The sequence below is a fragment of the Mediterraneibacter massiliensis genome (genome assembly GCF_001487105.1).
GTDB lineage: Bacteria > Bacillota > Clostridia > Lachnospirales > Lachnospiraceae > Mediterraneibacter > Mediterraneibacter massiliensis.
On sequence record NZ_LN913001.1, the window covers coordinates 1,818,629 to 1,842,103 of the forward strand.

A 23,475-nucleotide genomic window follows, 5' to 3' on the forward strand; every position below is an offset into this window, starting at 1 on the left:
ATCAGCGCAGGAATAGGCAAAACTGTCTGTATATTCAGAGTAATATCACGACCAGAAAAATTCCTCCCATCACCCCCAGCCAACTGCTGATCCTTCTTTTAGAAGCCATTCCTTCCCGCACTTTTTCTATCTCCAGTTCCATTCGATTTAAATACATCTGCATGGTATGCCGAAAACTCTCTCTGTCAAGCTGTCCCAAAAAAGTCCCCAGTTCTTTCAGCTGGATAGAATGTACGCTCTTTAGATGAAGATCGCCCAGATACTTATCTATAGAGCGGTTCCATATTTTCACAAACCCTTGTTCTCTTCTCGATTCCACTTCATGTTCCATCACTTTTAGCCATGTACGGTAAGGCTCCTTCACACGCATGCTTATTTTCCCAAACACCTCGCTCAATGGCGCGTTTGTATACTCCATCTCTCCTTGTATCAGATAAAGAACATGCCGGATATAGAGTAATTTTTCCAGATAACTTTTCAATTCTGCCGCATAAAGAAGTCCTCCGCATGTGGTTGCAGTAATGATCAGACAACTTCCCAGCACTCTTTGCACAACGAACTCCCCCGCTCATCATAGATTCCCTGAATTTCCCCAGGTCTTCTCTCATTTTGCAATACAATATAACGTTCAAACCGCTTTCTTCGGATCAATTCTCCCAGAATAGGTTTATTTTGGGCTTCTTCCAGAGAAGCGCCATGCACGCTTGCGATCATTTTACAGCCGCACTGCATAGCATATTCAACGGCATGTATCTCCTCCTGTGTGCCGATTTCATCTACAGCGATCACCTGGGGCGCCATGGAACGAATGAGCATGATCATTCCCTCTGCTTTCGGACAACAGTCCAGAATATCTGTTCTGCTCCCCAGATGATTCTGCGCCACTCCCAGATAACATCCTCCTAACTCTGAGCGCTCATCTACTACTCCCACAGTACAGCCTTTCACGTGTTCACTTCCATCCGAGATCTGCCGGACCAGATCCCGTATCAAAGTGGTCTTTCCACAGCGAGGCGGAGAAATGATCAGCGTATGGCATACCTGTCTGTTTTTTGTTATAAATGGAAGAATTCCTTTGGCACATCCCAGGATCTCATGTGACATCCTGATATTAATAGATGAAATATACTGTATATTTTTTACTTTTCCCTGTTCTACGATCACTTTACCTGTCACGCCCGCCCGATGTCCTCCTTCTATTGTCAAAAATCCTTGTTTTAGTTCATTTTCATAGGCATACAGGGAATAATGGCTGATATACTCCATCGTCTCTCTGATTGCCTCCTTAGTAACAATATACTTCTGTTCACTTCTTATCGGGAGTGTTTTTTCCTCATTATCATAAATCATGCGTAAAGGCTGTCCTATTCTAAGCCGTATCTCCTGCAGATATGTAAACTCCATCTTTTCCTCCTCCAGGATCTGTCGCACTGCTCTTGCTAAGACCTGAAGGATCTGCGCTTTCCTTTTCTCTGCTTCCATCTTGTCCACCTCTTAAAACAATATATATTGAGCAAAGAAATAAAATATGACTGAAAATATAAATTTAACTGACAAAATGATCGTGGAAAATATATGTGTTACATCACTCGTCAGGGCTTTGCCGAAATTCCTCGCTCACGTAACACATATATTTTCCACTTACACTTTCTCAGCTTAAGTTTATATTTCAAAATTGAAAAAACGACAGAAGATACGCAAAGAAACACTGTGTCAGAACACAGGACAGGACCCGCTTTACCTCATCCGTTCGAGTGGTTCTAAGCACAGAACATCGACGTGTCCATTGGAACACGCAGATGTACTGCGCTAAGAACCAGGCGAACTGTATTCGGAACGCTCCTGTCAATGCCCTGTTTATCTGACACAGTGTTTCTTCGCTGTTTCTTCCAATTCAGAAGTTTCACCTTCTATCAGAAGACAGATTCGCAATTAAATTTCAGAAAAAAGACGACTTCACGCTGTTGTACATCTCCAATCGGAAGGGAATAGATACTTCTGCAGTGTTAGCTCAATTCCGCTTACGCTTCATTTCGCTATCGGCAGTCGCCGAATGAAAAGGAACAGATTCCGTACGGCCGAGCAGCGTCTTGATATTCTCCCGGATTGCCGTATACCGTTTTTCCGGCAGGGGGATTGTCAGACCGCCTTGCAGTTCCAGCATAAAGCGGGAAATCTTCACAATACTGTTGCAATTGACAAGAAAGCTGCGATGCGCCCGATAAAAATTCGCAGGCAGCTTTTGTTCCAGCGTGCCGATGGGCTTGTTGCTGACGATCGTTTTGGTCATGCAGTGAATGACACTGCGGTTCTTCATCGCTTCCACACAGACGATTTCATCCGGGTTGATGAAATAGGTCTTCGCATCCTCTTCCAGCGTCAGCTTTTTACTGTCCATAAACTTTTTCGCTAAAAGTTGCTGCATATATCGATAAGTTTCACGGCTCATTTTAATGGGATAAACCTCTTCTCCAACCAACTCGCTGTATTCATTGGAAACGTGCAGATGCAGGATTTTCCATTCGCCGTCCGTAAGAAGATATTGGAATGTAATCCGCTGATGTACTGCCAGAATACCGTCTGCCTTCTCGTCTGTTACGGCGTTGAACTGCCCGACGACTACAGCCAGATTTTCTGTCCTGTAAATCTCCTCCATCTCAACCTCGCTCAGATGGATAACGGGCATATAGATCGTATCAAACAATTTTCGGATTGCCGCCGCGCCGGACACATAGACATTGCCGGGACCGATCCACATGGCGCTATCCGCCAATGCGTTCAAAAACGGCTCCACATCTAAGTGATAATACTGCTCGAGCAGCGACTTTGTAAAAGCCGCCGCGTCAAATTCAGAGGATGCTGTCATTGCATTGTTCTCCATATCGTTCTCCTCTCTGCGCTTTTTACCTCATTAATATCCATTTGTATTTTTAAGATCGGTATCATTGGAATAAACAGCAATACCGATTTTTCGTATGTTACAGACTTATTCCTATTCTTTTTCTTTCTTCATTTTACGCCTCATAAGCATAATGATAAACAAAACCCCTGCTGCCATAAGGCTAAACCACAGATAACTGTGTGAAACGTCGCCTGTCTGTGGGATATCGGTCTGCGGCTTTGTCGGCTCGCCGGTACTGCCCGTGGCCGGAATAGCCTTGACTACCTTGTCGCCGCACATGGAGCAAATCTTTTCACGGCTTCCGTCCTCGGTTGCCGTGGCTGGCTTCGTTACAACCCAGTCGCCATAGGTGTGCGCTGTTACTTCGGTTTTCTCGTTGCAGATGCTGCACTCCTGCCAATGTCCTGTTTCATCGGATTTCCATTCTCCATAATCATGGTTTTCTACGGTAAAACTGATTTCAAATGTCTTTGAAATGCCGGTATCTCCTGTGATTTGTACCTGGGCAGTATATGTTCCTGCGCCTAAGCCGGCATTTGTTTTTACTGTAAATGAAGCAGCGCCAGTTGGGACAAGTGTATCTTGCATTTCTGCTGTGTCTAAAGTAAATACGTCTGCATTTGCTCCTATTAAGGCTGCCTGGATATTTGTAACATCAACATTTCCTATATTCTCGATAGTGAAACAATTGGCAGAAACACCTTCATATCCTATATGTTTTTGGTCGAATGTAAAATTACCCGTCACTTCTAAATCATAGTTCTTTGGAATAACCGTAATAGTTGCTGTGGCAGATTTATCTTCAATCGTATCTGTAATGACTACTTTATAGGTTGTCGTCACGGTTGGAGATACAGTTACTTCATTTCCTTGAAGCGTATTATCTTCTGCGTCATTTGCATACCATACATAAGTGTACTGACCGCTTCCGCCTTGAGCATGAGCAGTAAGTGTTACAGTCTGTCCTTCGATAATCTCTGTTGCGCTTGGCGTAAGAGATACATTCAATGCGCCGTTGACTTTGAAGGACACATCTATGTTTGCTGTCGTACGCTCTGTTGTCTCAACTTTGATTGTTTCCTCATACGTTCCGTTCGTTAAACCAGCCGTTGGCGTAACGGTTAAAACAGCCGTTTCACTTGGCGCGAGCTCTGTGGGTGATAAAGAAACATCGTAGCTTTGACTTGTAGGGGACAGCAGGGTAACAGTACTGTTTCCTGTGTTGGTTATTGTGACTGTCTTTGAAAGACCGTCAGTGCTGTATCCCTCATTTTTTGTATCAAATTTCAAAGAACTTTCATTCGCGGAAATTGTATACGTCGGTGCAATTAGGTCAACTTCTGTCCAATCGCTTGCGTTCAGCGTTGGTGTCTTTTTGAACCGAACATAACACTTGCCGAAGGTGACTGCTTCTGTGCTTCCATCACTACATGAATAATATGGGTCACGTGGAACAATCATTGCATATTCCATCGCCGTTGTGGTGCCGTTGATTTTTTTGCCGATACCGCCTGTTACCTTTGGCGGCTGTTGAGAGCCTTTTGGTTCTCCGGTCGGCAGTGTAATATTGACGTTTCCGTTTGGCGTTCCCGCAAGTGTAACAACAATACCGTTATCTGTTTCTTCTTCGGTTGCAGTCAAGCCATTCAAGCCTTCAATTTTGTCGGCGTAACCCTTGAGAATGTAAAATCCGAGTTGGTTGAAGTCGTGTCCTTCTAGGGTAATGGGTTCTATCGGCGTACCAGAAGGGATTATTTGAATGCCGTTGTCTGAGGTGATTTCTACTGATTCATTAAAGGCAACTTCAATAATTACACCATATTGCGCCTTTGCCGCATACGTAATTCTCTGTTCTTCATCCGTCCGTTCCAGCCATACCTCGCAGTTTTCAAAACTATCTAACTGCATCTCGGCTGCGGTAACTTCTTTTTCATTTGTGATTCGTTTTGCATAGGCGCCCTCACTGTTCTGCGCGACTAAACAAGTACCTTCCGGAACGTTTCTTACGGCAATCGCACTCTTATCATCCGTATGGAGGGCATAACCAAGATCATAGCCCAGATCATCTGCACTGTATCGTAAGGTAAATGCCCCATCGCCGGCGGTATCCGCAAGTGTCAATGCCCCGTCAGATGTTGCTGCTGGCGCGGCAGACGCGAAGAGGACCGATGACAGATTGAACTCAAAAGCGGGTACCACTGCAGCCGTATTTCTGGCTTCCAGTGACCAAGGAACCCAACCATAAGTCGAACCCATACTTTTCACGGTCATCGCATTCGTTGGATCAGCAGCCGTGGTGTCCGGCGCACGCAGCCAAAACTCCGCACCGACGCTTTCGCAATACTTGGAATCAATACGAAGACCGCCGGTTAGATCCTCCGCTCTGTTTCCGCCTACGGTGATAGAGGTGTCGCTCCCCTCTCCATGAAATATTTCATCACTATAAGCAAGGTACAGCTTATCCTGTGTGAAATATTTATCGTGCGTAAATAGATGACTCCAACCTCTATTATTCATATAATCGTAACATGTCATATCATTGGTATAAATGGTTGTGTCATTCATCAGGCTTCGTTCCGTATCTGAAAAGCAGGAAGTTTCCAACTCTTTTAAGGTCGTATTCCTTAATGGGCTTCCGCCATAATGGTTCAAGCCGACGTCCCCTGGGCTGTCCACATTTGTTAAACCTGTATACGTACAGCCCCAATCCCTGCTATAGGCTTGCATACCATTTGATATGTATATTGGGTTAAACTCAACGCCTGTTGCTAACGAACTTGCCGCGAACAGCGTCATGCTGTCCGTGCTTTGGCTTCCCGCAATCCACCACTGCTGCTTGTCTTTTCCAAAATACACTTTTGCCGGATCTATGTCTCCGTCATTATCATCTGTGTCAAAGCTTTTTAATTCATCAACGGTCGCAAACTGTTCTTTTGGCGGAAGTGCGCCTGCTTTTGTTTCTTTTGCATCAACAGGATAACCGATAGATGAAATACCTAACAGTACTGTTAATGCAACTGCTGAGAGTTTTTTAAGCATGTTAAATCGTCCTTTCTAAAATTTCATTTTTACTTTTTACATGAACTTCGCAATATAAAAAGGCGCATCCCGCCCGTGGTAATTCCACTGGTGAAATACGCCTTTTGAATTTATGTAATTTGCCGCTTGACAAGAAAAAAGGGCAGACTTATCCTGCCTGCCTCTACAAGGCTAATTTCCTGCGTCATTTTTGTCAACCCCTTTCTCTCTTTCTTTTCTGGATATTTACTACAGCCGATTTTTCCTTATTCAAAGCGCCGCACTGTATTTCTATCCCTATCGTTTCGTCTTTATCGTTCAGTATATCTATTTGAATTTTTAATATCAAGCGAAATAGGCCGATAACCTGCGTCAAAGGACGAATAATGGCATGAGAATAAAATATCTTGCTTTGATTGTAAGATTTATGGAAATACATATAAACGTGTATCTGTTAATCCCTGTTCCTCTCTTCCTCCTCAAATTTTTCTTGTAAACGTTCTTTCATATGGATATAATATCTCTAGAAATCACACAGAGACACGATTATTTTTCATACTATAGACTGGAGGCCGTGAATTTGAAAACGATTTTGATTGTAGACGATGATGTATCCATCGGAGATATGCTGGAGGAACTCCTTATACGCGAGGGATATGCTGCTGCCCGTGCCTATTCCGGGACAGAAGTCCTTTTATATCTGAAAGACCACACGCCCGATCTGATCCTGCTGGATCTGATGCTGCCGGGATTAAACGGAGAGGAACTGCTTCCTTATATCAAAAATCTGCCTGTCATTGTTGTCAGCGCCAAAACCGATGTGTGCGGTAAAGTCGCATTGCTCAGGAGCGGCGCCGTGGACTATATGACCAAACCTTTTGACACAGCAGAGTTACTTGCACGCATGGAAGTCCATTTACGGAATCGGACAGTATCTGCGCCTTCTCTTTTGTGCTTTGAGCCTATACAGATGGATCTGTCTTCCCGCCGTGTCACTGTAAACGGCATTTCTGTAAAACTGACAAAAACAGAATATGCGATTCTCAAGCTTTTGTTAAAAAATCCGTCCCAGGTCATCACAAAATCTGTCATGCTGGATGAGATAAGCGCCGATACTCCTGACTGCGTAGAAAGTTCTCTAAAAGTGCATATCAGTAACCTGCGCCGAAAATTAAAGGAAGCAGACGGCAAAGATCATATTGAATCTGTATGGGGAATCGGATTTAAGATAAGAGAAAATCCTTAACCATTTCTTTACGTTTTCCTTTACTGGTTTCTTAACTCGTATACAGTAAAATACTCCTATCAACAACAAGGAGGATTCACATTTATGGAGTATATTCTGACAACAGATTCCCTTTCCAAACACTATGGGAATTTTAAAGCATTGGATAGGCTTTCTATGCATATTCCAAAAGGCGCGATCTATGGTTTCGTCGGCAAAAACGGCGCCGGAAAAACCACGCTTATCCGTCTGATCTGCGGACTGCAAAAACCAACCCAAGGGTCCTATACATTGTATGGGACTAAACACACAAAAAAGGAGATACGGCAATGCCGCCGCAGGATAGGCGCTGTCGTCGAGACCCCTTCTATTTATCTGGATATGACGGCCGAAGAAAATCTGCGGGAACAATACCGGATCTTAGGTCTGCCTTCTTTTGATGATATCCCGGAACTGCTCTGCCTTGTAGGACTATCAGATACAGGAAAAAAGAAGGCCAGAAATTTTTCTCTTGGTATGCGGCAGCGGCTTGGTATTGCCGTCGCACTTGCAGGCAGCCCGGATTTTCTTGTTCTGGATGAACCGATCAATGGATTGGATCCGCAAGGGATCATTGAAATGCGGGAACTGATACTCAAACTGAACCGGGAAAAACAGATCACGGTCTTGATATCCAGTCATATTCTGGATGAATTGTCCCGTCTTGCCACTTGTTACGGTTTCATAGACAATGGCCGTATGATAAAAGAGATCGGGGCAAAAGAGCTGGAAGCCGCATGCCGCAAGTGTATCCGTATACAGGTTTCTGATATGAAAGCGCTCGCTCTGACATTGGACACGATGGGGATCGATTATCATATTTTGTCAGACACTCTGGCAGATATTTTTTCAAAAGTCAATATTTCTCAACTTGCTCTTTCCCTTCTTGAACGGGACTGCGATATCCTCTCTGTCACCGAACGGGAAGAAACACTGGAAAGCTATTATGTTAATCTGATCGGAGGTGTCCACAATGTATAAGCTGCTTGCTGCCAATTTTTCCCGTTTAAAAAAAGATAAAACCTTCTGGATCTGTAACATCTTTATGATCGTTCTTTCTGTTTTTCTGGAGATCACCTATTACAGAAATATGATCCTGCATGATTTTACTATCACTTTGGAAACACTATTTTTCACCTATTGTACCTTTATCGGCATCCTGCTGTCCGCTTTTGTCAGCCTTTTTATCGGGACGGAATACAGCGACGGCACGATCCGGAATAAAATTGTAGTCGGTCATTCAAGATCTGCTATTTATCTGGCAAATCTGCTTACCTGCTGTTTTGCCGGATTAATCATGTGTCTTTGTTTTATCCTGCCTACACTGGCGATCGGAATTCCGCTTTTTGGCTTTTTCTCTGCAGACTTACGCTTTATCCTGCTCATTTTCATTTTGAGTATAGTCATGACATTTGCTTTCGTCTCCCTTTTCACTCTGGTCTCCATGCTGAAGCAAAGCCGGGCCATAGCATCTGTCATCAATATACTGGGTGTCTTTCTTCTTTTATTCCTTGCAGCGTATATCAATGCGCGTCTGCAGGAGCCTGAAACTTATGACGCCTATATGTATGCCACAGAATCCGGGGTGATCGAAGAAGAAGGCGAAGAAGAAAATCCTAGTTACCTCTCCGGAAGAAAACGAAGTGTATATCAATTTTGCTTTGATGCGCTTCCCACCGGGCAGTCCATCCAGTTCACACAGATGCTCCCTGACGATCCCTTAGTATCCGGACTTTCTTCAGCCGCCGTCTGCGTACTCGCCTCCGGAGCCGGAATGGTGGCATTTCGCAAAAAAGATATCAAATAATACGGCAGCCGTCGTAAAATTATGGAAAGGACCTTCCACATATATGACATTTTACCTCACGTGCATCCTTTGTATTCTTAATATCCTCCTGTTCTGGCTTTCGATAAAGATCTGGCTTCTAAAAAAATCTGCCAGAGAAATAGAGGCGCAGTTTGCCGCAAGATTACAGGAAGATACAAATATCCTGATCAGTATATCCAGCCGGGATCCGGCTATGCAGAAATTAGCCGCCCAGATCAACGTACAGCTAAAAGAACTCCGTGTACAGCGCCATCGTTTCTTACAGGGAGATCTGGAACTCAAAGAAGCGGTGACGAATATATCCCATGATCTGCGGACACCGCTCACCGCCATCTTTGGCTATCTGGATCTGTTAGAAAAGGAAGAAACAACAGAGACTGCAGAGTGTTACCTTCATATCATCCGGGAACGTTCCATTGTTTTGCGACAATTGACAGAAGAATTATTTCGTTATTCTGTATTTTCATCTTTGTCAAAAGACGTAAACTACACGACTGTCATTTTAAACCATGCGCTTGAATACAGTATATCGGCATACTATGCGGCATTAAAGCAAAAAAAGATCTGTCCTGTGATCTCTCTGCCCGAAGAAAAAATACGGCGCACCCTGGATTTTGATATGCTTCTGCGTATTTTCGCAAATATCTTAAGCAACGTACTCAAATACAGCGACGGCGACCTGCATATCACACTGAAAAATACCGGAGAGATCATTTTTTCCAATCACGCCGTCAACATGGATGAAATTCAGGCAAAAAGGCTGTTCGACCGGTTTTACACGGTCGAAACAGCCTCTAGATCAACAGGACTTGGGCTTTCTATCGCAAAAGCCCTCACAGAACAAATGCATGGGACGATCGATGCTGTATATCAAGACGGAGTCTTAAGTATTCATCTGTTCTTTCCCGCCTGAAATGCCGCAATTTCTTCCAGCCGGCTTTTCACCATTCTTTCAGCGCCTTCTTCTGTAGGCATATAGTACCGCCTGTCTCTTAAGGCGTCCGGCATGCACTGCATATGTGCCATTTTTTCTTCTGTATCATGCGCATAGATATACCCTTTGCCATATTCCAGCTCTTTCATAAGTCTGGTCGGCGCATTGCGCAGATGCAGAGGTACCGGTTGTGCCGGCATATCTTTTATGTCCTGTTTACATCTCTCACATGCCTTATATAACGCATTTGACTTGGGCGCTGCTGCGAGATACGTAACTGCATGGGTCAGATGTACATCACATTCCGGCACTCCCAGAAAATGACATGCCTGATATGCTGCTACAGCCACCTGCAATGCCTGGCTGTCTGCCATTCCAATATCCTCACTGGCAAAGCGCACCAGGCGTCTGGCGATGTACAGGGGATCCTCCCCGCCGTCCAGCATACGGCACATCCAATAGATCGCCGCGTCTACATCGCTGTTGCGCATGGATTTGTGAAGCGCGGATATCAGATTATAATGCTCCTCCCCTGTTTTATCATACAAAAGAGAGCGGCGGCTAATACACTGTGCCAGTCCCTCCTCTGTAACGGTAATTCCGTGCGCACTAATCTCCCCGTTTAACACTGCCATCTCCAGCGTATTTAAAGCAGTGCGGGCATCCCCGTTGGCAAAGGCTGCGATCGCCTGCAGATCGTCCTCTGTGATCTGCACATTCTGCCCGCCAAAACCTGCCGGATTTACGAGAGCATTCTTTAAAAGTTTTATCACGTCTTTTTCTTCCAGTGCTTTTAGTACAAACACACGGCACCTGGAGAGAAGCGCCGCATTGATCTCAAACGAAGGATTCTCTGTCGTTGCTCCTATTAATACGATACTTCCCTTTTCCACAAAAGGCAAAAACGCGTCCTGCTGCGCCTTATTAAACCTATGGATCTCGTCTACGAACAAGACTGTCCGCATACCCATTCTGCAGCTCTGCTCCGCCCTGTTCATAACCTCCTTTATTTCTTTGATCCCACTTGTCACTGCGCTGAAATTAATAAACTCTGCTTTTGTCCTTCCCGCTATGATACTGGCAAGCGTTGTCTTTCCTACTCCGGGCGGTCCCCAGAATATTATGGAGGAAATCTGGTCCCGCTCAATAAGTTGCCGCAGCGCCTTTCCTGGGCCAAGGAGATGCTCCTGGCCTGCGAATTTCTCAAGAGAATCCGGTCGTATCCTGCTGGCGAGCGGCACCATAGCCGGACGATTTTCAAATAATGTCATCTGTTCCATCTGTACATCCCTCTGTTCTTAAACCAAACAACCTGTTCATTTTTATTTTACTCTTGTGAAAAGGTAATCACAAGCTTATTTGCTCCTCGATAGCGACCATTATTACTGTCAAAAGCATTACTGCAAGAATCGATCCGCCTACTCCTGTAAATGAACAAATCGCCGTTGTAGTCACCCTTGGATAACAAATGCCGAGATTCTCTGTATTTGCTGTGTCTACATTATTTCTTATCTTTTTTTAATTAAATAATAAATATTGAAATTTTTAGATATTTATAAAACCAAAATAGATTTGATTTCGTCTTTATAGCTTCCAGATAAGGAAGAGTTTGATGTTGACATATCTTTAAAATTAACGCGAAAGCAGACAAATGAAATAAAAGAACTTTTTACAAAAGATAAAAATCACTATAAATTTATTCCACACAGTACACCGTTTGACTTTCTCTCGAACAAACTCCGAAAAAAATGACCCTATACAATTCTACAAACTAAGTTTTAGAATTGTACGCTTTAAAATCACGGAAAATACTTATGAAACTGTTCTTACAAATTTAAGTAGAATGGAATATCCTGCGAAAACTATAAAAGATTTATATGCAAGAAGATGGGGGATGGAAACATCTTTTCGAAATTTCAAATATACAGTGGGAATGCTAAATTTTCATTCAAAAAAGGTGGTGTGTATCAAACAAGAAATTTATGCACATTTAATTATGTATAACTTTGCAGAAATGCCAATAAAACCAGGTAGACACAGAGAACGCAATCTAACTGCAAAAATATTTCATGGTTTCTTATACAGAGTAGCATAAAACTGCCGAATTGAATACTTATTTTTTAGACAGATGAAAATCTGTCTAATTGTCGTGCTTTGAAATAGAAAAACAGAGATAGCAGAATTCAATTCTACCATCTCTGTTACAAAGAATCATTCGATTCAATTTTTTAACTTAATGACATTGCTCAATCGTAGGGTCCTTTTCATTTCCTTAATTTTCCTTTATCATCTTCTGCATCGCAGTCATTCCTTTTTTAATATCTCGAAAACAGGGATGGTCTGGGTATTCTTTTCTGTGAAGAACATTTCTCTTAATTCCATCTTCCGCCGTCCCCGGTGCTCCCATATACAGGTCGTCTACTTTGTCAAAAATGCATTTGACAATCAAAAAAGTAACCGCCTCAGCCAAGGTTACGGTTACTCTTCTGAGCAACTAAATATTGGGGACTAACGGTCTATCAGTAGTGCCTTTTTCTATTTTCGTTCTAGCAAAGAATAACTTTCCTGTCAATTCCCAACACGACAAAAATGAGATTCAACAGATATAAACACAGCGGGTCAGGAGTTTTTACACGCCCCGCTGCCTCACAAATCAGACCATGATTGGAATAGAATGCAGCCTTTACATACGCCTGAAATGGTGTTACGTTGGTGCTTAATTCCGCAGAAATCAGGACCTTAGTATCTATCAAAACTCTCATGCCTTTTCGTCCTCATTTCTCAATTTCTTGGCGAGTTCCATCACATCATCTTCTGAAGTCAGACCGGCGCACTCTGCTTCTCCGGTCATTTCCTGTTGGAGCATTTGCATGGCGTAAACAGCAGAATTGACAATACGGACAGTGTTTCCTTCCACCACGAAAGTAATCCTATCGCCGCTTGCCACATCGAAAACGTCACGAACATCTTTCGGGATTGTGACCTGTCCTTCTCACCTGGATTTTATGACAAAGTTTATTCATATTATATCCAATCTTCAGCAAAATACTCCTGTTCATCCGAAGTATTGCATGACGATTATACCGTCCCCTATAGACTGTAATTTAGAATTATAGAACTCCATATACTGAAATATTTTTCGGCCACTCTTAAACTCCTTTATTAACTCATTTCTGTTTTATACTGGTTCACTGTTTATCATTCCTGTATTGTATCGGACTGATACCATACATTTTTTTAAATGCTTTATAGAAATAACTATAATTATTAAACCCTGCCTTTTCCGCTACTTCTACAAGGGATAAATTTTCCTTTAAATACTGTAAAGCCAACTCCATTCTTTTTTCTTTAATATAATTGATAATCGTCTTATTTGTAATACTTTTGAAAATACTGCATATATGAGAAACACTATAGCTTGTCTCTTTGGCAAGCTGACTCAATGTGATATTATATTCAATATATTTATTAATATATTCAATAATATGAGCCACCAGCCTGATGTCCTTAATCTGTTTTTCATTATTATTGTCATCAATAGAGCAATCTTCACACAAATATGCCAACAGCAATTGAATCATAGATAATTCCATTAATTCATTATGATAGTTTTTAATATTTTTATAAATCTCAATTAACTGATAATATTTATAAAGTGTTCCAAAATCAAACTTTACAACAGGGTAGTTCAGATTACTTTTCTGAAATACTGACAGCATTCTTATATTTTTACCAGAATATTGAAATAATTTTGTAGGATCTATACCTAGATTCAGCCTTTCACAATAAGAGTTTTTCAACATCTCTTTATAACAATGCGGTTCAAACACATTACAAATTATAATGTCTCCTGACGCTATTTCATATTCTTTTTCTTTTGTTACATAGTTTACGTTTCTACTGCTTAAAATAACCGATACCTCATAATAATCATGGTAATGATATTCCGGAAGATGCGTGATAATATCTTTAAAATAAAAAATTCTGTATCCTTGTTTCTTAAATTCGTCATAATGTGTTCTGGGATAGGATCTTATCTCTGTCTTTTCCAATGTTTTTCTCCTGTAAATTCGTGGAGCCATTATCAACAATAACTGACACCCCATCTGGAATTATATTTATTTTGAAATCTTTTTTTCGCAATATGTGTTCTGCTCTACATAATGCATTTTGTATATTTTTTTCGGGTATCATTCTCATATTTCTGATAATATCATCAGGTAGATCTGATACATAAATAATTGATGCTTTCCTAAGAATACGACAAAATATCTGCGACTGCCATTGATCTTTAACTGTCTTTTCTCTCGGAGTCCTTATAAAGTCTTCCGCAATTTCTGCCAGTGTTTTTTTATTGTAAAATGTCTTATAAAAGGATTCTCCACCATGCCCATCTATTGATTGGGCCAGCATGATAATCACGCCCCTGTCTTTTACAGCTGCTTCAGCAGCTGTCATCCCCTTTACCGCCTGATATATATCACGATCCAAAGGATACCCACCGTTTGCGGCCAGTACTACTTCTGTTTTTTCTACTTTTACAGTTGACGCTCGTTTCAGCCAGTTCACACCTTCCATATGCGCCTTTTCATAGTCGCCCGATACGCAGTATATAATATGCCGGCAAGAATCTAATATTACATTGATAATAAAAGCAAGGCCAGCCCTTTTTGCGGCATAGATCATGTCCTCATGTACCGGATTATGTTTCAAAACGCCTGTTTTAGCATTCGGATCGTCTATAAACTGCGCGTTGTGATTATATAATACCGTTTCTCTTCCCGCTATTCCCGGCAGAATACTTTTTCTTCCCCCTGAAAAACCTGCAAAAAAATGAGGTTCTATAAATCCTTCCGCAATTAAGAGATCCGTCTCCAATGCAAACTTGTTTAAAAGCAGCCGACCGCCGGAAGGCAGTCGGCCACATTCTTTTAAATCGTCCTGTGCGTCACAATTGTGTATTATAATTTTTTCACGTTCCACAAGATCTGTACCGAATTTTTCTTCCAGTTCTTGTCTCGTTGTTTCTCTGTGACATCCTGTAGCAATCAATATTGTAATATCTATATCCGGATTTCCCGAACGTATTTCTTTTAGAAGCAACGGCATAATGATTCTGCTCGGCACAGGCCGTGTATGATCAGAAGATATGATCACAACACTTTTTTTCCCTTTTACCTGTTCCTGCAGCCTGGCCGTCCCGATCGGATGCAAAAGTGATTCCTCTATAATCTTTTCTTCTGCTTTTTCATTGTAATATGTGTGAAACGGAGGAATCAACACTTTATTTACTCTCTCCTCTTCTATATCCGTACTTATCGTCCCTTTTCCGTAGGGAAATTCAAAATGTACCATCATATACTTCCTCTATTCGTTCACAATATTAATGGGGGTCCCATTTATATATGCTTTCAGGTTATCGACAGCCATATCCATCAGCCTTTTTCTGCTCTCCTTGGATGCCCATGAAATATGCGGCGTAATCAGACAATTTTTTGCTTTCAGCAGAGGATTATCTTTTCGTATAGGTTCTGAAGATACGACATCCAGTCCTGCCGCGTATACTTTCCCGCTATTGAGAGCATCCGCCAGGTCCTGCTCGACTATAAGCCCGCCTCTTGAATTATTAATAATAATCACTCCTGTTTTCATTTTCGTAATATTTTCTTTATTAATAATTCCTTGTGTCTCTTCAAACAACGGGCAATGCAGCGCGATTACATCTGCTTTTCCAAACAGTTCTTCCAGATCTGTATACTCTGCCGTTTTCTTGCCTTCCTCACTTATTTTTTTGTCATATGCCAGTACGGTCATTCCCAGCGCTTTTGCAATTTTCCCTGTTGCCTGGCCGATTCTTCCATACCCGATAATACCTATGGTCTTTTTCGATAACTCGATCAGAGGATAATCCCAGAAGCACCAGTCCGGATTCTTCTCCCATTTTCCTTCGTGTACCGCGTGATCATGGTATCCGATATGATGGCAAATTTCCAAAAGCAACCCTATTGCGAACTGTCCTACCGTATCCGTGCCATATGACGGTATATTTGCCACCGGTATCCCTCGTTTCTGCGCGCTTTCAACATCTACGATATTATATCCCGTTGCCAGCACCCCGATAAATCTGACAGACGGGCATTTTTCAAGTACATATCTGGAAATCGGGGTCTTATTAGTATATACAATCTCAGCACTTCCGATACGTTCAATAATTTCTTCCTCATCTATTAGCGAGGTTCTCTCATATACTCTTAATTCCCCGAGTTCTGCCAGTCCTGCCCAGTCCAGATCCCCCGGATTTAATGTATATCCGTCTAATACGACAATCTTCATCTTTTCCGCCTCCAGATTTTTATTCATCAATTGTTCCGTCCCATGAGTTGATTACTGTATTTTCCGCCTCTTTTTCGTCAAACCATCTTGTTGTCACAGTTTTGCTTTCCGTATAGAAACGCACGCCGTCTTTTCCCAGACAATGTTGATCTCCGAAGAATGACTGTTTATGTCCGCTAAACGGAAATACGCCGACAGGAACCGGAATTCCTACATTTACACCCACCATGCCTCCATCTGTCCTGTTGACAAATTCTCTCGCGTAATATCCGTTTTGTGTAAAAATCACGGAGCCATTCGCATATGGATTTTCATTCATTATCCTAAGTCCTTCTTCAAATGTCTTCACTCTCTTTATGCAGAGTACCGGTCCAAATATTTCTTCCTCGCCTATTTTCATTCCCGGTTTCACATAATCAAAAATAGTGGGGCCAAGATAGAAACCTTCTTCATATCCCGGAACAGTCACGTTTCTGCCGTCTAATATTAATTTCGCTCCGTCTTTTATTCCCGACTCTATATATGCTTCTATCTTTTTCCTATGTCCGCTGTCCACAACTGGTCCGAGCCCCGACGTTTTGTCATACGCCGGTCCTACCTTTAGCTCTTTCGCCAGTTCTGTCAGCTTTGCCACCAATGCATCGGCAATCCTTTCCTGGGCAACTACAACCGGCAGAGCCATACAGCGTTCTCCCGCGCATCCGAATGCTGAGTTGATAATTCCTGCCGCCGTCCTTGTAACCGGTGCATCGTTCAATACAAGCGCATGATTTTTCGCCTGCGTCAGACACTGTACTCTTTTTCCATGTGCCGCTGCCGTACCATATACATGAAGTCCGACCGGCGTAGAGCCCACAAAGGATATACCTTTTACCTCAGGATGTGTCAGTAATATTTCAGCTTCCTTTCTGCTTGTAGTTATAACATTCAGAGGGACATACTCATACCCCATTTCATAAAATGCCTGCCTGTAAAGCTTTGCCATTGCAAAAGCCGTCCTCGGTGTCTTGCTGGAAACTTTCAGAATAATTGAATTCCCACATGCGATACACACCGGTGCCATCCACCCAAACGGAATCATGGCAGGGAAATTCATCGGACAAATCCCTCCGAACACGCCCACTGGTTCACGGTACAGTACCGTATCGTATCCGCTGGAAGTATCCATCAGCGCTTCTCCCATCATAAGAGAATTTACCGAACACGCCAGTTCTGTTCCTTCCCTAGCCTTTAAAACATCGCCTTTTGCCTCCGACCATACTTTCCCGTGCTCTTTTGCAACGCACAGTGTAAGTTCTTCTATGTTTTCATCTATTAACTGTTTGACTCTATACAGAACCTGTACACGCTTCATTACGGGAACTTTCTTCCATTTTTGATACTGTTCTGCCGCCGCTTCAATACAACGGTATACCTCCTGCTCCGTGCATTTCGCTGCTTCTGCCTCCACCTGTCCGGTACTAGGATCATACAGCTTATAATATTCTGTCGTAACCGACGTACGCATTTCTCCGTTTATAAAATACCCTATCTTCTCCATTCTATATAATTCCTTCCTTCATTTTAATCCAGCAACGCAAAATCCGCCTGACAGAATGCTGGTTCACCATCTGCAAAAACACATTGCGGAACAAATAATTTATGTGTCTCAAAAGTAAGATTAGCGGAGTCTCTGTGAATCGCCTTCTTCTCTGTCAGTTTAAAGATTGCCACATCTGCATATGCCCCTGGTTTCAGTGTTCCTATCTTTCCCTGCATTCCCATAGCCTTTGCCGGCGCAGAAGTTACACAGCGCAGCACCTGGGGAAGCGTCATTCCCAGTTCCATATATTTGCTCATCACAAACGTAAGGCTCTTCGCATGGCTGGAAATATTATATTTATCATCCAGCCAGTCTGTTGAAATAATATCTGGATAAAATCCCTGTTCCAGCGCTTTTTTGCAACATTCTATACTAAAATTCATCCGGCCGTTTGCCGCGTCCATCAGCACGCCCTTTTCTCGCGCTTCTATAATAAATCCACGCAGCTTTCCGTTTTCATCCAGAATACTTTCATCTCCCCACGCCTGATAGCAGTGGCAGTAGATATCTCCTGCCCTCAGACGTTCTGTTATCTCTGGAAGGGGAACAACTGGATTACTCGTATGCACACATACTCCGACCCCCTCCTCCTGCGCAATCTCCATCATAGCGTCCATCGCGTCTATATCCTTGGCAACCCCTCTGCTCATCCTAATTTTCAGTCCCAGTATGTTGTCACGGTATCTGTCTATCACTTTAAGAATATCCTGCTTTCTGTATTCGCATCGGTCAAATTTTTCGACAATATTATAGTCAATCTGACCGCTTCCATACATATTAAGGTAACTCTTAATCCTGACCTTACTCGGAACAACCGTTCCGCCATAAAAAGAATCAAAATTACTGCTTCCTGCTGTTCCTGCATCCACAGCAGACGTCACCCCTGTAGCCAGTAGATAATCCGCATGTACGCCACAGTTACTTCCATTTCCGTATATATGCGTATGAAAATCAATCAATCCCGGAAATACATAGCAACCGGCAGCATTAATTATCCTGCCGCATTCAGCGTCATCTGACACCTCTGCAATTTTATTGCCTGTAATTCCAATGTCGGCAGTCTCATCTATCCCTCTTTCCGGGTCTATCACATGTCCGCCCCGGATAATAAAATCATATCGCATTTTGCACCTCCCGCTTTATCAGCAAAGCCCTATCACATACAAGGCCACGGCAACCCCGAATCCAAGCATTGGTATCAGGCACTGTGATACGAATGTATATTTATATGTATCTATCATATCTGTCTTTGCGACGGAGTTCGCCAGAACAACTCCCGAGGCATGAGGCATGGCATCCAGTCCCGCCGATGCGATTGCGGACAGCCGGTGCAAGATCTGTACATTGATTCCTGTTGTCAGAAGATATTCTCCCATGGAATTGAGGAAAATGTTTAATCCGCCTGTAGAGGAACCTGTGATCATGCAGATGACATTGATGGAGAAAAACATCAGAAGCAATGGGTTCATATCCAGGCTTAACAGCCATTCCGTGCATTGCGTGTATGTCGGCGACGCCGTAACAACTCCTCCGAATCCCATAATACAGGAAGTGATCATCAGTGCGTTTAAACCGTTTGTCGTACCGTCTGCCAGTGTCAGTTTCACATCAAATCTTCCTCTATACAGGATAATCGCCACAATAATTGCAAGTGTCATTCCCAAAACAACCGCATAATTAGAAACAGAGACAACACTCTGGAATATAAAAATCGACACAATCAGCACAATCAGCGGAAGAAACGCCTTCCATGGAGCAGGCAGCTTCTCTATTATCTCTGTATCATTCAAATCCTCGATTTTATCATTCTCTCCCGAAACAAAATGTTCGCCCCGTGCCGCGCACCTTTTTACTACATAGTTATAGAATATATAATCACATATAAGTACGAAAACAGAGGTAATAATTCCGATAACTGGCGCCGCATAGATATTAGTTCCGAAATATTCCGTAGGGATCAGATTCTGCGTAGACGGCGTCCCCGGTGCAAACACCATAGTCACCGTAGCTGGAACCGCCAGAAGCAGCCCCGGAAAGATTTTCTTTGGTATATCCGCCTCTTTGAACAGCGCCATACAGATCGGGTACATAGTAAACGCAATTACAAATACCCCGATACCGCCATAGGACAAAACCAGCGTTGTCAATAAAACAATAAGTACAATATGTTTTTTCCCGAGAAGTTTTACCACACTGTTCGCAATGGCCATAGACGCACCGCCTAATTCCATTACCTTACCGAAAATTGCTCCCAGTGCGAATATCAAGAACCACGAACCTGCAAATGACATAAAGCTGCCACCAAAGGATTCTGATATACCTGTCCATATATCCATCTTGCTTGTCACAATGACAATCAGGGAGGAAATGATGGCTACCACTCCCATATGCCACCCTTTAAACACCAGTAAAATCAACACTGCCAGTGAAATAATGATTCCAATTACACCCAACATTCTTATCGCCTCCTTCACTCTACTCTTATGCAAATTTACTTACTGCCCACGCAGGTGTCTTTCCATTCAGAACATCCACGATACCTGCCGCAGCGTCCAGTCCCATTTTATTCATGGTTTCCACATTCAGCGCGGCATTATGCGGAGTGATCACCATGTTCTCCAGTTCCATGAATTTATGTTCCTTGTCAAACGGTTCTTCCGCCAATACATCCACACCTGCCGCATGAATTCTCTTTTCTTTCAAAGCGTTATATAAGGCTACCTCGTCAATGATTCCGCCTCTCGCGCAGTTCAAAAGTGTTGCGGTCGGTTTCATCATGGAGAGTAATCTCTCATTTACCATCCGTTTTGTCTCTCCGGTTTCCGGAAGATGAAGTGAAATGAAATCAGCGGTTTTGAACACGGTTTCTACAGAATCCACCATTTCAATATTCTCAGGTTTTATATCCTTTCCCAAATAAGGATCGTATCCGATTGCTTTCATCCCCAATCCCAAAACTGCTTTTTGTGCTACTTGTTTTCCGATTCTTCCGCAGCCTACAATTCCGATTACCTTTTCGTTTACTTCTTCTCCTTTTACCTGGTTTCTGGAATTCCAGTTTCCCTTTTTCACCTCCTGGTTCTGATAAAGCAAATTTCTGGCACATGCCAGCAACAGCATAATCGTATGTTCTGCTACCGCATTGGCATTCGCGTTCGGAGTAATCGTAACCCATATCTTATTTTTATTGCAGAAATCCATATCTATATTGTCATACCCGACTCCATGGCGCCCTATCACTTTCAGTTTCGGCATTTTACTCAGAATTTCTTTTGGATATTTTGCTGTTCTGGCGAGCAGCGCGTCCGCGTCCGCCCCTTCCTTTTCCAACACTTCTGGTTCCGTACTGTTTAGAACGACAATCTCACAGTTATTTTTTCTCAGATAGTCTTTTCCCGGTTCTGTGATATCTTCAGGTATAATTACTTTATATTTCATAGTTCTCCGTTTCCTCCCTACTTTAAGCCTTCTACTATTTCCCTCATTGTTTTGCCTTCCCCGTTCCAGAATGCCTTCAATTTTGCCAGCTGATCTCCTAGAGAAAAGTCTTTTACTCCCAACTCTATGTAATATTGAGCATCTTCCGGATGTACAATCTCACATCTTGGTCTTACTCCGTGTGCAATCGCCGCTTCAATACATTTTCGCTCCGCCGCTTTAAATTCATCTCTGTGATCTACCGTATTCCATCCCTTGCTCATGCAATAATCATTCGGTCCGAACTGAATCATATCCACCCCGGGGACAGAACAGATCTCATCTATATTCTGCACGGCTTCTTCTTTTTCAATCATAAAACATAAGACAACGTCCTCCAGACGTTTTGCATGTTCCATCGCCGGAATATGTGACTGTGTTCCTATAAACCGTCTGTTCGGATATCCGAATGTCCCTTTTCCATCCGGTGTCTTCGGCTTCATCATCTCCACACTTTCCTTTACCTGTTCCACACTGACATGATCCACGAACATAATGGCCTGGAATCCTGCTCCGACCGCTTTTTGCGCTACATATCCCCGATTCTGTAAATCCAGTTTTATCATCGTTCCCATTTCATGTAATTCCGCTGCTCTCGCTATGTTTTCCAAGTCCATCTGGCTGAACGGGGCATATTCTCCCACAAATTCTATGTAATCAAAATTATGCGTGGAGCCGACTACCTCTGTATAAAAAGGCCATGTACTCCAAAGCCTAGTTGATAATGTTGGCAGGTTATTCTCCAAATGGTACCGTAATTTATTTTCCTTCATCATTCCATGTCACTCCTTTTTTTGTCTCTATAATATTGGATTAACGCCTGTGTTCCCAAATTTCCTTTTCCTTCCTTTTCAAGTTTTTGATACATGTCCAAAACTTTCTCCAAAACAGGCAGCTTCTGATTTACTTTTTCGGCTTCTCCTTGTGCTAATTTCATGTCCTTTACAAAGTGTTTAATGAAAAATCCCGGATTATAATTTTCATCCAACGCAAGAGAAGCAACTTTTTTCATCTGTGTGCTTCCTGCTGCCCCATCAGAAATAGCAGCAAACAGCGTATGCAATTCAATTCCTTCGTTTTCCGCATAACTCATTGCTTCACAAACACTGCATAATGTACCGGCAATTACAATCTGATTAGCTAATTTAGCGTGCTGCCCTTTACCAGATTCTCCAAAATATACAATTGTTTTTCCCATTGCTTCAAAAACCGGACGGCAATACTCATATTCCTCTTTTTTCCCCCCCACTAATATAGAGAGTGTACCGGTCTTTGCTCCAAAGTCACCTCCGGTCACCGGAGCATCTAACGCATGCATATGTCTCTTTTCTGCCTCCCATGCAATTTCCTTATCTAACGTCGGACTTGTAGTTGTCATATCAATTAAGTAGGTCCCTTCCTCCGCGCTGTTTAAAATTCCATCATCCTTAAAGTATACTTCTCTTACATCCTCCGGAAACCCCACCATTGTGATAACCGCATCCTTGCCTTTTGCACACTCTCTGATAGAATTGCAGAACATCGCTCCTTCCTTTATAACATCATCCACTTTTGCTTTTGTCCTGGCATAAACAGAGACTTCAAATCCTGCTTTTATTAGATTTAGTACCATGGGTTTTCCCATAATTCCCACGCCGACAAATCCAATGCTCTTGATCATAATTTCTCCTTTCTTTTAGTCATTTCAACTAAGTTTTTCTGTTTTTTACACTTAATATTATCCAATATACCCAATTTCAATACCATTAACAATCTTACAGTTTAATTGTTCTATTCTATAAATTTACATTTATATTATTTTATTTTGTTAATTTTTTATTTTCTTTAATATTGATACACTTTTTTTGATTTCTTCTTTTTTTACTGTTTATTTCATTTCTTATTTTATTTTTTATATTTCAAATCTTACAAAATTGATATTTAATTAACAAATATAAATGCTGTTTCTAATGATATGTAATAACAGAGACTCCTCTGTATCTTGTATAAAAAGCAGCCAATCCTAAGACTAGCTGCTTTGTGTATAGGGATATAACTTTCATACAGGTGCTTATAAATCCCATTTTGCTTCAACAGGCTTTCAGATTTCTTTTTATGAAATCCTCCACTTTTTTGTCAAAATTTTCCATAGAAAAAG

The 23,475-nt window shown here is 42.3% G+C and carries 22 protein-coding genes; 5 read left to right on the top strand and 17 right to left on the bottom strand.

The window, feature by feature from the left end; translation table 11 throughout:
• Window positions 1–34: 34 nt before the first annotated feature.
• From BN3282_RS12895 to BN3282_RS12910, 4 genes are all read right to left on the bottom strand, one after another.
• Window positions 35–553 carry a stage III sporulation protein AB gene (locus BN3282_RS12895; protein WP_059069753.1) on the bottom strand — a complete coding sequence of 173 codons (519 nt, stop codon included), beginning with the start codon at window positions 551–553 and terminating at the stop codon, window positions 35–37.
• On the bottom strand, window positions 526–1,482 hold the full coding sequence (gene spoIIIAA / locus BN3282_RS12900) for a stage III sporulation protein AA (protein WP_059069755.1): 957 nt from the start codon (window positions 1,480–1,482) through the stop codon (window positions 526–528). Before spoIIIAA ends, BN3282_RS12895 begins: the two co-directional genes overlap by 28 nt.
• Before the next feature lie 529 nt (window positions 1,483–2,011).
• On the bottom strand, window positions 2,012–2,881 hold the full coding sequence (locus tag BN3282_RS12905; protein ID WP_059069757.1) for a LytTR family transcriptional regulator DNA-binding domain-containing protein: 870 nt from the start codon (window positions 2,879–2,881) through the stop codon (window positions 2,012–2,014).
• Window positions 2,882–2,992: 111 nt separating this feature from the next.
• Window positions 2,993–5,941 carry a COG1361 family protein gene (locus BN3282_RS12910; protein ID WP_059069759.1) on the bottom strand — a complete coding sequence of 983 codons (2,949 nt, stop codon included), beginning with the start codon at window positions 5,939–5,941 and terminating at the stop codon, window positions 2,993–2,995.
• Between the two features lie 559 nt (window positions 5,942–6,500).
• Between BN3282_RS12910 and BN3282_RS12920 the strand changes: the two genes are divergently transcribed.
• The 4 genes from BN3282_RS12920 (at window position 6,501) to BN3282_RS12935 (ending at window position 9,925) form a co-directional block, all read left to right on the top strand.
• Window positions 6,501–7,166 (top strand): response regulator transcription factor, encoded by a 666-nt coding sequence (locus BN3282_RS12920; RefSeq protein ID WP_242866639.1) that lies wholly within the window; start codon window positions 6,501–6,503, stop codon window positions 7,164–7,166.
• Between the two features lie 84 nt (window positions 7,167–7,250).
• Window positions 7,251–8,165, top strand: a complete 915-nt coding sequence (locus BN3282_RS12925) for an ATP-binding cassette domain-containing protein (protein WP_059069764.1) — start codon at window positions 7,251–7,253, stop codon at window positions 8,163–8,165.
• On the top strand, window positions 8,158–8,991 hold the full coding sequence (locus tag BN3282_RS12930) for an ABC transporter permease (RefSeq protein WP_059069766.1): 834 nt from the start codon (window positions 8,158–8,160) through the stop codon (window positions 8,989–8,991). The genes BN3282_RS12925 and BN3282_RS12930 overlap by 8 nt, the downstream gene beginning before the upstream one ends.
• Window positions 8,992–9,034: 43 nt before the next feature.
• Window positions 9,035–9,925: a sensor histidine kinase gene (locus tag BN3282_RS12935; RefSeq protein ID WP_059069768.1), complete on the top strand. Its 891-nt coding sequence runs from the start codon at window positions 9,035–9,037 to the stop codon at window positions 9,923–9,925.
• Here the strand turns inward: BN3282_RS12935 and BN3282_RS12940 are convergent.
• Window positions 9,904–11,226 carry a replication-associated recombination protein A gene (locus tag BN3282_RS12940; RefSeq protein WP_059069770.1) on the bottom strand — a complete coding sequence of 441 codons (1,323 nt, stop codon included), beginning with the start codon at window positions 11,224–11,226 and terminating at the stop codon, window positions 9,904–9,906. The two genes, BN3282_RS12935 and BN3282_RS12940, sit on opposite strands and share 22 nt — an antisense overlap.
• 437 nt (window positions 11,227–11,663) lie before the next feature.
• On the opposite strand from BN3282_RS12940, the gene BN3282_RS15595 reads away from it, so the two are divergent.
• Window positions 11,664–12,041, top strand: a complete 378-nt coding sequence (locus tag BN3282_RS15595; protein ID WP_162858248.1) for a transposase — start codon at window positions 11,664–11,666, stop codon at window positions 12,039–12,041.
• Between the two features lie 177 nt (window positions 12,042–12,218).
• Here the strand turns inward: BN3282_RS15595 and BN3282_RS15135 are convergent, their stop codons facing one another.
• From BN3282_RS15135 to BN3282_RS13000, 12 genes are all read right to left on the bottom strand, one after another.
• On the bottom strand, window positions 12,219–12,395 hold the full coding sequence (locus BN3282_RS15135) for a hypothetical protein (protein WP_162858249.1): 177 nt from the start codon (window positions 12,393–12,395) through the stop codon (window positions 12,219–12,221).
• A 97-nt stretch (window positions 12,396–12,492) separates the two neighbouring features.
• The gene (locus BN3282_RS12950) at window positions 12,493–12,708 is read right to left on the bottom strand and encodes a hypothetical protein (RefSeq protein WP_059069773.1); all 216 of its coding nucleotides are present in this window, start codon (window positions 12,706–12,708) and stop codon (window positions 12,493–12,495) included.
• Window positions 12,705–12,923, bottom strand: coding sequence for an AbrB/MazE/SpoVT family DNA-binding domain-containing protein (locus BN3282_RS12955; RefSeq protein ID WP_059069775.1), 219 nt, complete (start codon window positions 12,921–12,923; stop codon window positions 12,705–12,707). Before BN3282_RS12955 ends, BN3282_RS12950 begins: the two co-directional genes overlap by 4 nt.
• A gap of 211 nt (window positions 12,924–13,134) precedes the next feature.
• A complete protein-coding gene (locus BN3282_RS12960) occupies window positions 13,135–13,998 on the bottom strand; it encodes an AraC family transcriptional regulator (RefSeq protein ID WP_059069777.1) in 864 nt (287 codons plus the stop codon).
• Window positions 13,955–15,301, bottom strand: coding sequence for a nickel-dependent lactate racemase (larA, locus tag BN3282_RS12965; RefSeq protein ID WP_059069779.1), 1,347 nt, complete (start codon window positions 15,299–15,301; stop codon window positions 13,955–13,957). The genes BN3282_RS12960 and larA overlap by 44 nt, the downstream gene beginning before the upstream one ends.
• A gap of 12 nt (window positions 15,302–15,313) precedes the next feature.
• Window positions 15,314–16,279: a D-2-hydroxyacid dehydrogenase gene (locus tag BN3282_RS12970; protein WP_059070484.1), complete on the bottom strand. Its 966-nt coding sequence runs from the start codon at window positions 16,277–16,279 to the stop codon at window positions 15,314–15,316.
• Between the two features lie 19 nt (window positions 16,280–16,298).
• A complete protein-coding gene (locus BN3282_RS12975) occupies window positions 16,299–17,819 on the bottom strand; it encodes a CoA-acylating methylmalonate-semialdehyde dehydrogenase (RefSeq protein WP_059069781.1) in 1,521 nt (506 codons plus the stop codon).
• A gap of 23 nt (window positions 17,820–17,842) precedes the next feature.
• The gene (locus BN3282_RS12980) at window positions 17,843–18,985 is read right to left on the bottom strand and encodes an amidohydrolase family protein (RefSeq protein ID WP_059069783.1); all 1,143 of its coding nucleotides are present in this window, start codon (window positions 18,983–18,985) and stop codon (window positions 17,843–17,845) included.
• Window positions 18,986–19,003: 18 nt separating this feature from the next.
• A complete protein-coding gene (locus BN3282_RS12985) occupies window positions 19,004–20,317 on the bottom strand; it encodes a GntP family permease (protein ID WP_059069785.1) in 1,314 nt (437 codons plus the stop codon).
• 25 nt (window positions 20,318–20,342) lie between these two features.
• Window positions 20,343–21,299 carry a hydroxyacid dehydrogenase gene (locus tag BN3282_RS12990; RefSeq protein WP_059069787.1) on the bottom strand — a complete coding sequence of 319 codons (957 nt, stop codon included), beginning with the start codon at window positions 21,297–21,299 and terminating at the stop codon, window positions 20,343–20,345.
• Between the two features lie 17 nt (window positions 21,300–21,316).
• Window positions 21,317–22,114: an HpcH/HpaI aldolase family protein gene (locus tag BN3282_RS12995; RefSeq protein WP_242866640.1), complete on the bottom strand. Its 798-nt coding sequence runs from the start codon at window positions 22,112–22,114 to the stop codon at window positions 21,317–21,319.
• Window positions 22,111–22,995, bottom strand: coding sequence for an NAD(P)-dependent oxidoreductase (locus BN3282_RS13000; protein WP_059070488.1), 885 nt, complete (start codon window positions 22,993–22,995; stop codon window positions 22,111–22,113). Before BN3282_RS13000 ends, BN3282_RS12995 begins: the two co-directional genes overlap by 4 nt.
• Window positions 22,996–23,475: the final 480 nt, after the last annotated feature.

What these genes read in the sequence shown, in the direction of transcription:
- spoIIIAA (WP_059069755.1), bottom strand. Translation starts at nt 1,482, where the DNA reads ATGGAAGCAGAGAAAAGGAAAGCGCAGATCCTTCAGGTCTTAGCAAGA.
- BN3282_RS12905 (WP_059069757.1), bottom strand. Translation starts at nt 2,881, where the DNA reads ATGGAGAACAATGCAATGACAGCATCCTCTGAATTTGACGCGGCGGCT.
- BN3282_RS12910 (WP_059069759.1), bottom strand. Translation starts at nt 5,941, where the DNA reads ATGCTTAAAAAACTCTCAGCAGTTGCATTAACAGTACTGTTAGGTATT.
- BN3282_RS12925 (WP_059069764.1), top strand. Translation starts at nt 7,251, where the DNA reads ATGGAGTATATTCTGACAACAGATTCCCTTTCCAAACACTATGGGAAT.
- BN3282_RS12930 (WP_059069766.1), top strand. Translation starts at nt 8,158, where the DNA reads ATGTATAAGCTGCTTGCTGCCAATTTTTCCCGTTTAAAAAAAGATAAA.
- BN3282_RS12935 (WP_059069768.1), top strand. Translation starts at nt 9,035, where the DNA reads ATGACATTTTACCTCACGTGCATCCTTTGTATTCTTAATATCCTCCTG.
- BN3282_RS12940 (WP_059069770.1), bottom strand. Translation starts at nt 11,226, where the DNA reads ATGGAACAGATGACATTATTTGAAAATCGTCCGGCTATGGTGCCGCTC.
- BN3282_RS12950 (WP_059069773.1), bottom strand. Translation starts at nt 12,708, where the DNA reads ATGAGAGTTTTGATAGATACTAAGGTCCTGATTTCTGCGGAATTAAGC.
- larA (WP_059069779.1), bottom strand. Translation starts at nt 15,301, where the DNA reads ATGGTACATTTTGAATTTCCCTACGGAAAAGGGACGATAAGTACGGAT.
- BN3282_RS12970 (WP_059070484.1), bottom strand. Translation starts at nt 16,279, where the DNA reads ATGAAGATTGTCGTATTAGACGGATATACATTAAATCCGGGGGATCTG.
- BN3282_RS12975 (WP_059069781.1), bottom strand. Translation starts at nt 17,819, where the DNA reads ATGGAGAAGATAGGGTATTTTATAAACGGAGAAATGCGTACGTCGGTT.
- BN3282_RS12980 (WP_059069783.1), bottom strand. Translation starts at nt 18,985, where the DNA reads ATGCGATATGATTTTATTATCCGGGGCGGACATGTGATAGACCCGGAA.
- BN3282_RS12985 (WP_059069785.1), bottom strand. Translation starts at nt 20,317, where the DNA reads ATGTTGGGTGTAATTGGAATCATTATTTCACTGGCAGTGTTGATTTTA.
- BN3282_RS12990 (WP_059069787.1), bottom strand. Translation starts at nt 21,299, where the DNA reads ATGAAATATAAAGTAATTATACCTGAAGATATCACAGAACCGGGAAAA.
- BN3282_RS12995 (WP_242866640.1), bottom strand. Translation starts at nt 22,114, where the DNA reads ATGATGAAGGAAAATAAATTACGGTACCATTTGGAGAATAACCTGCCA.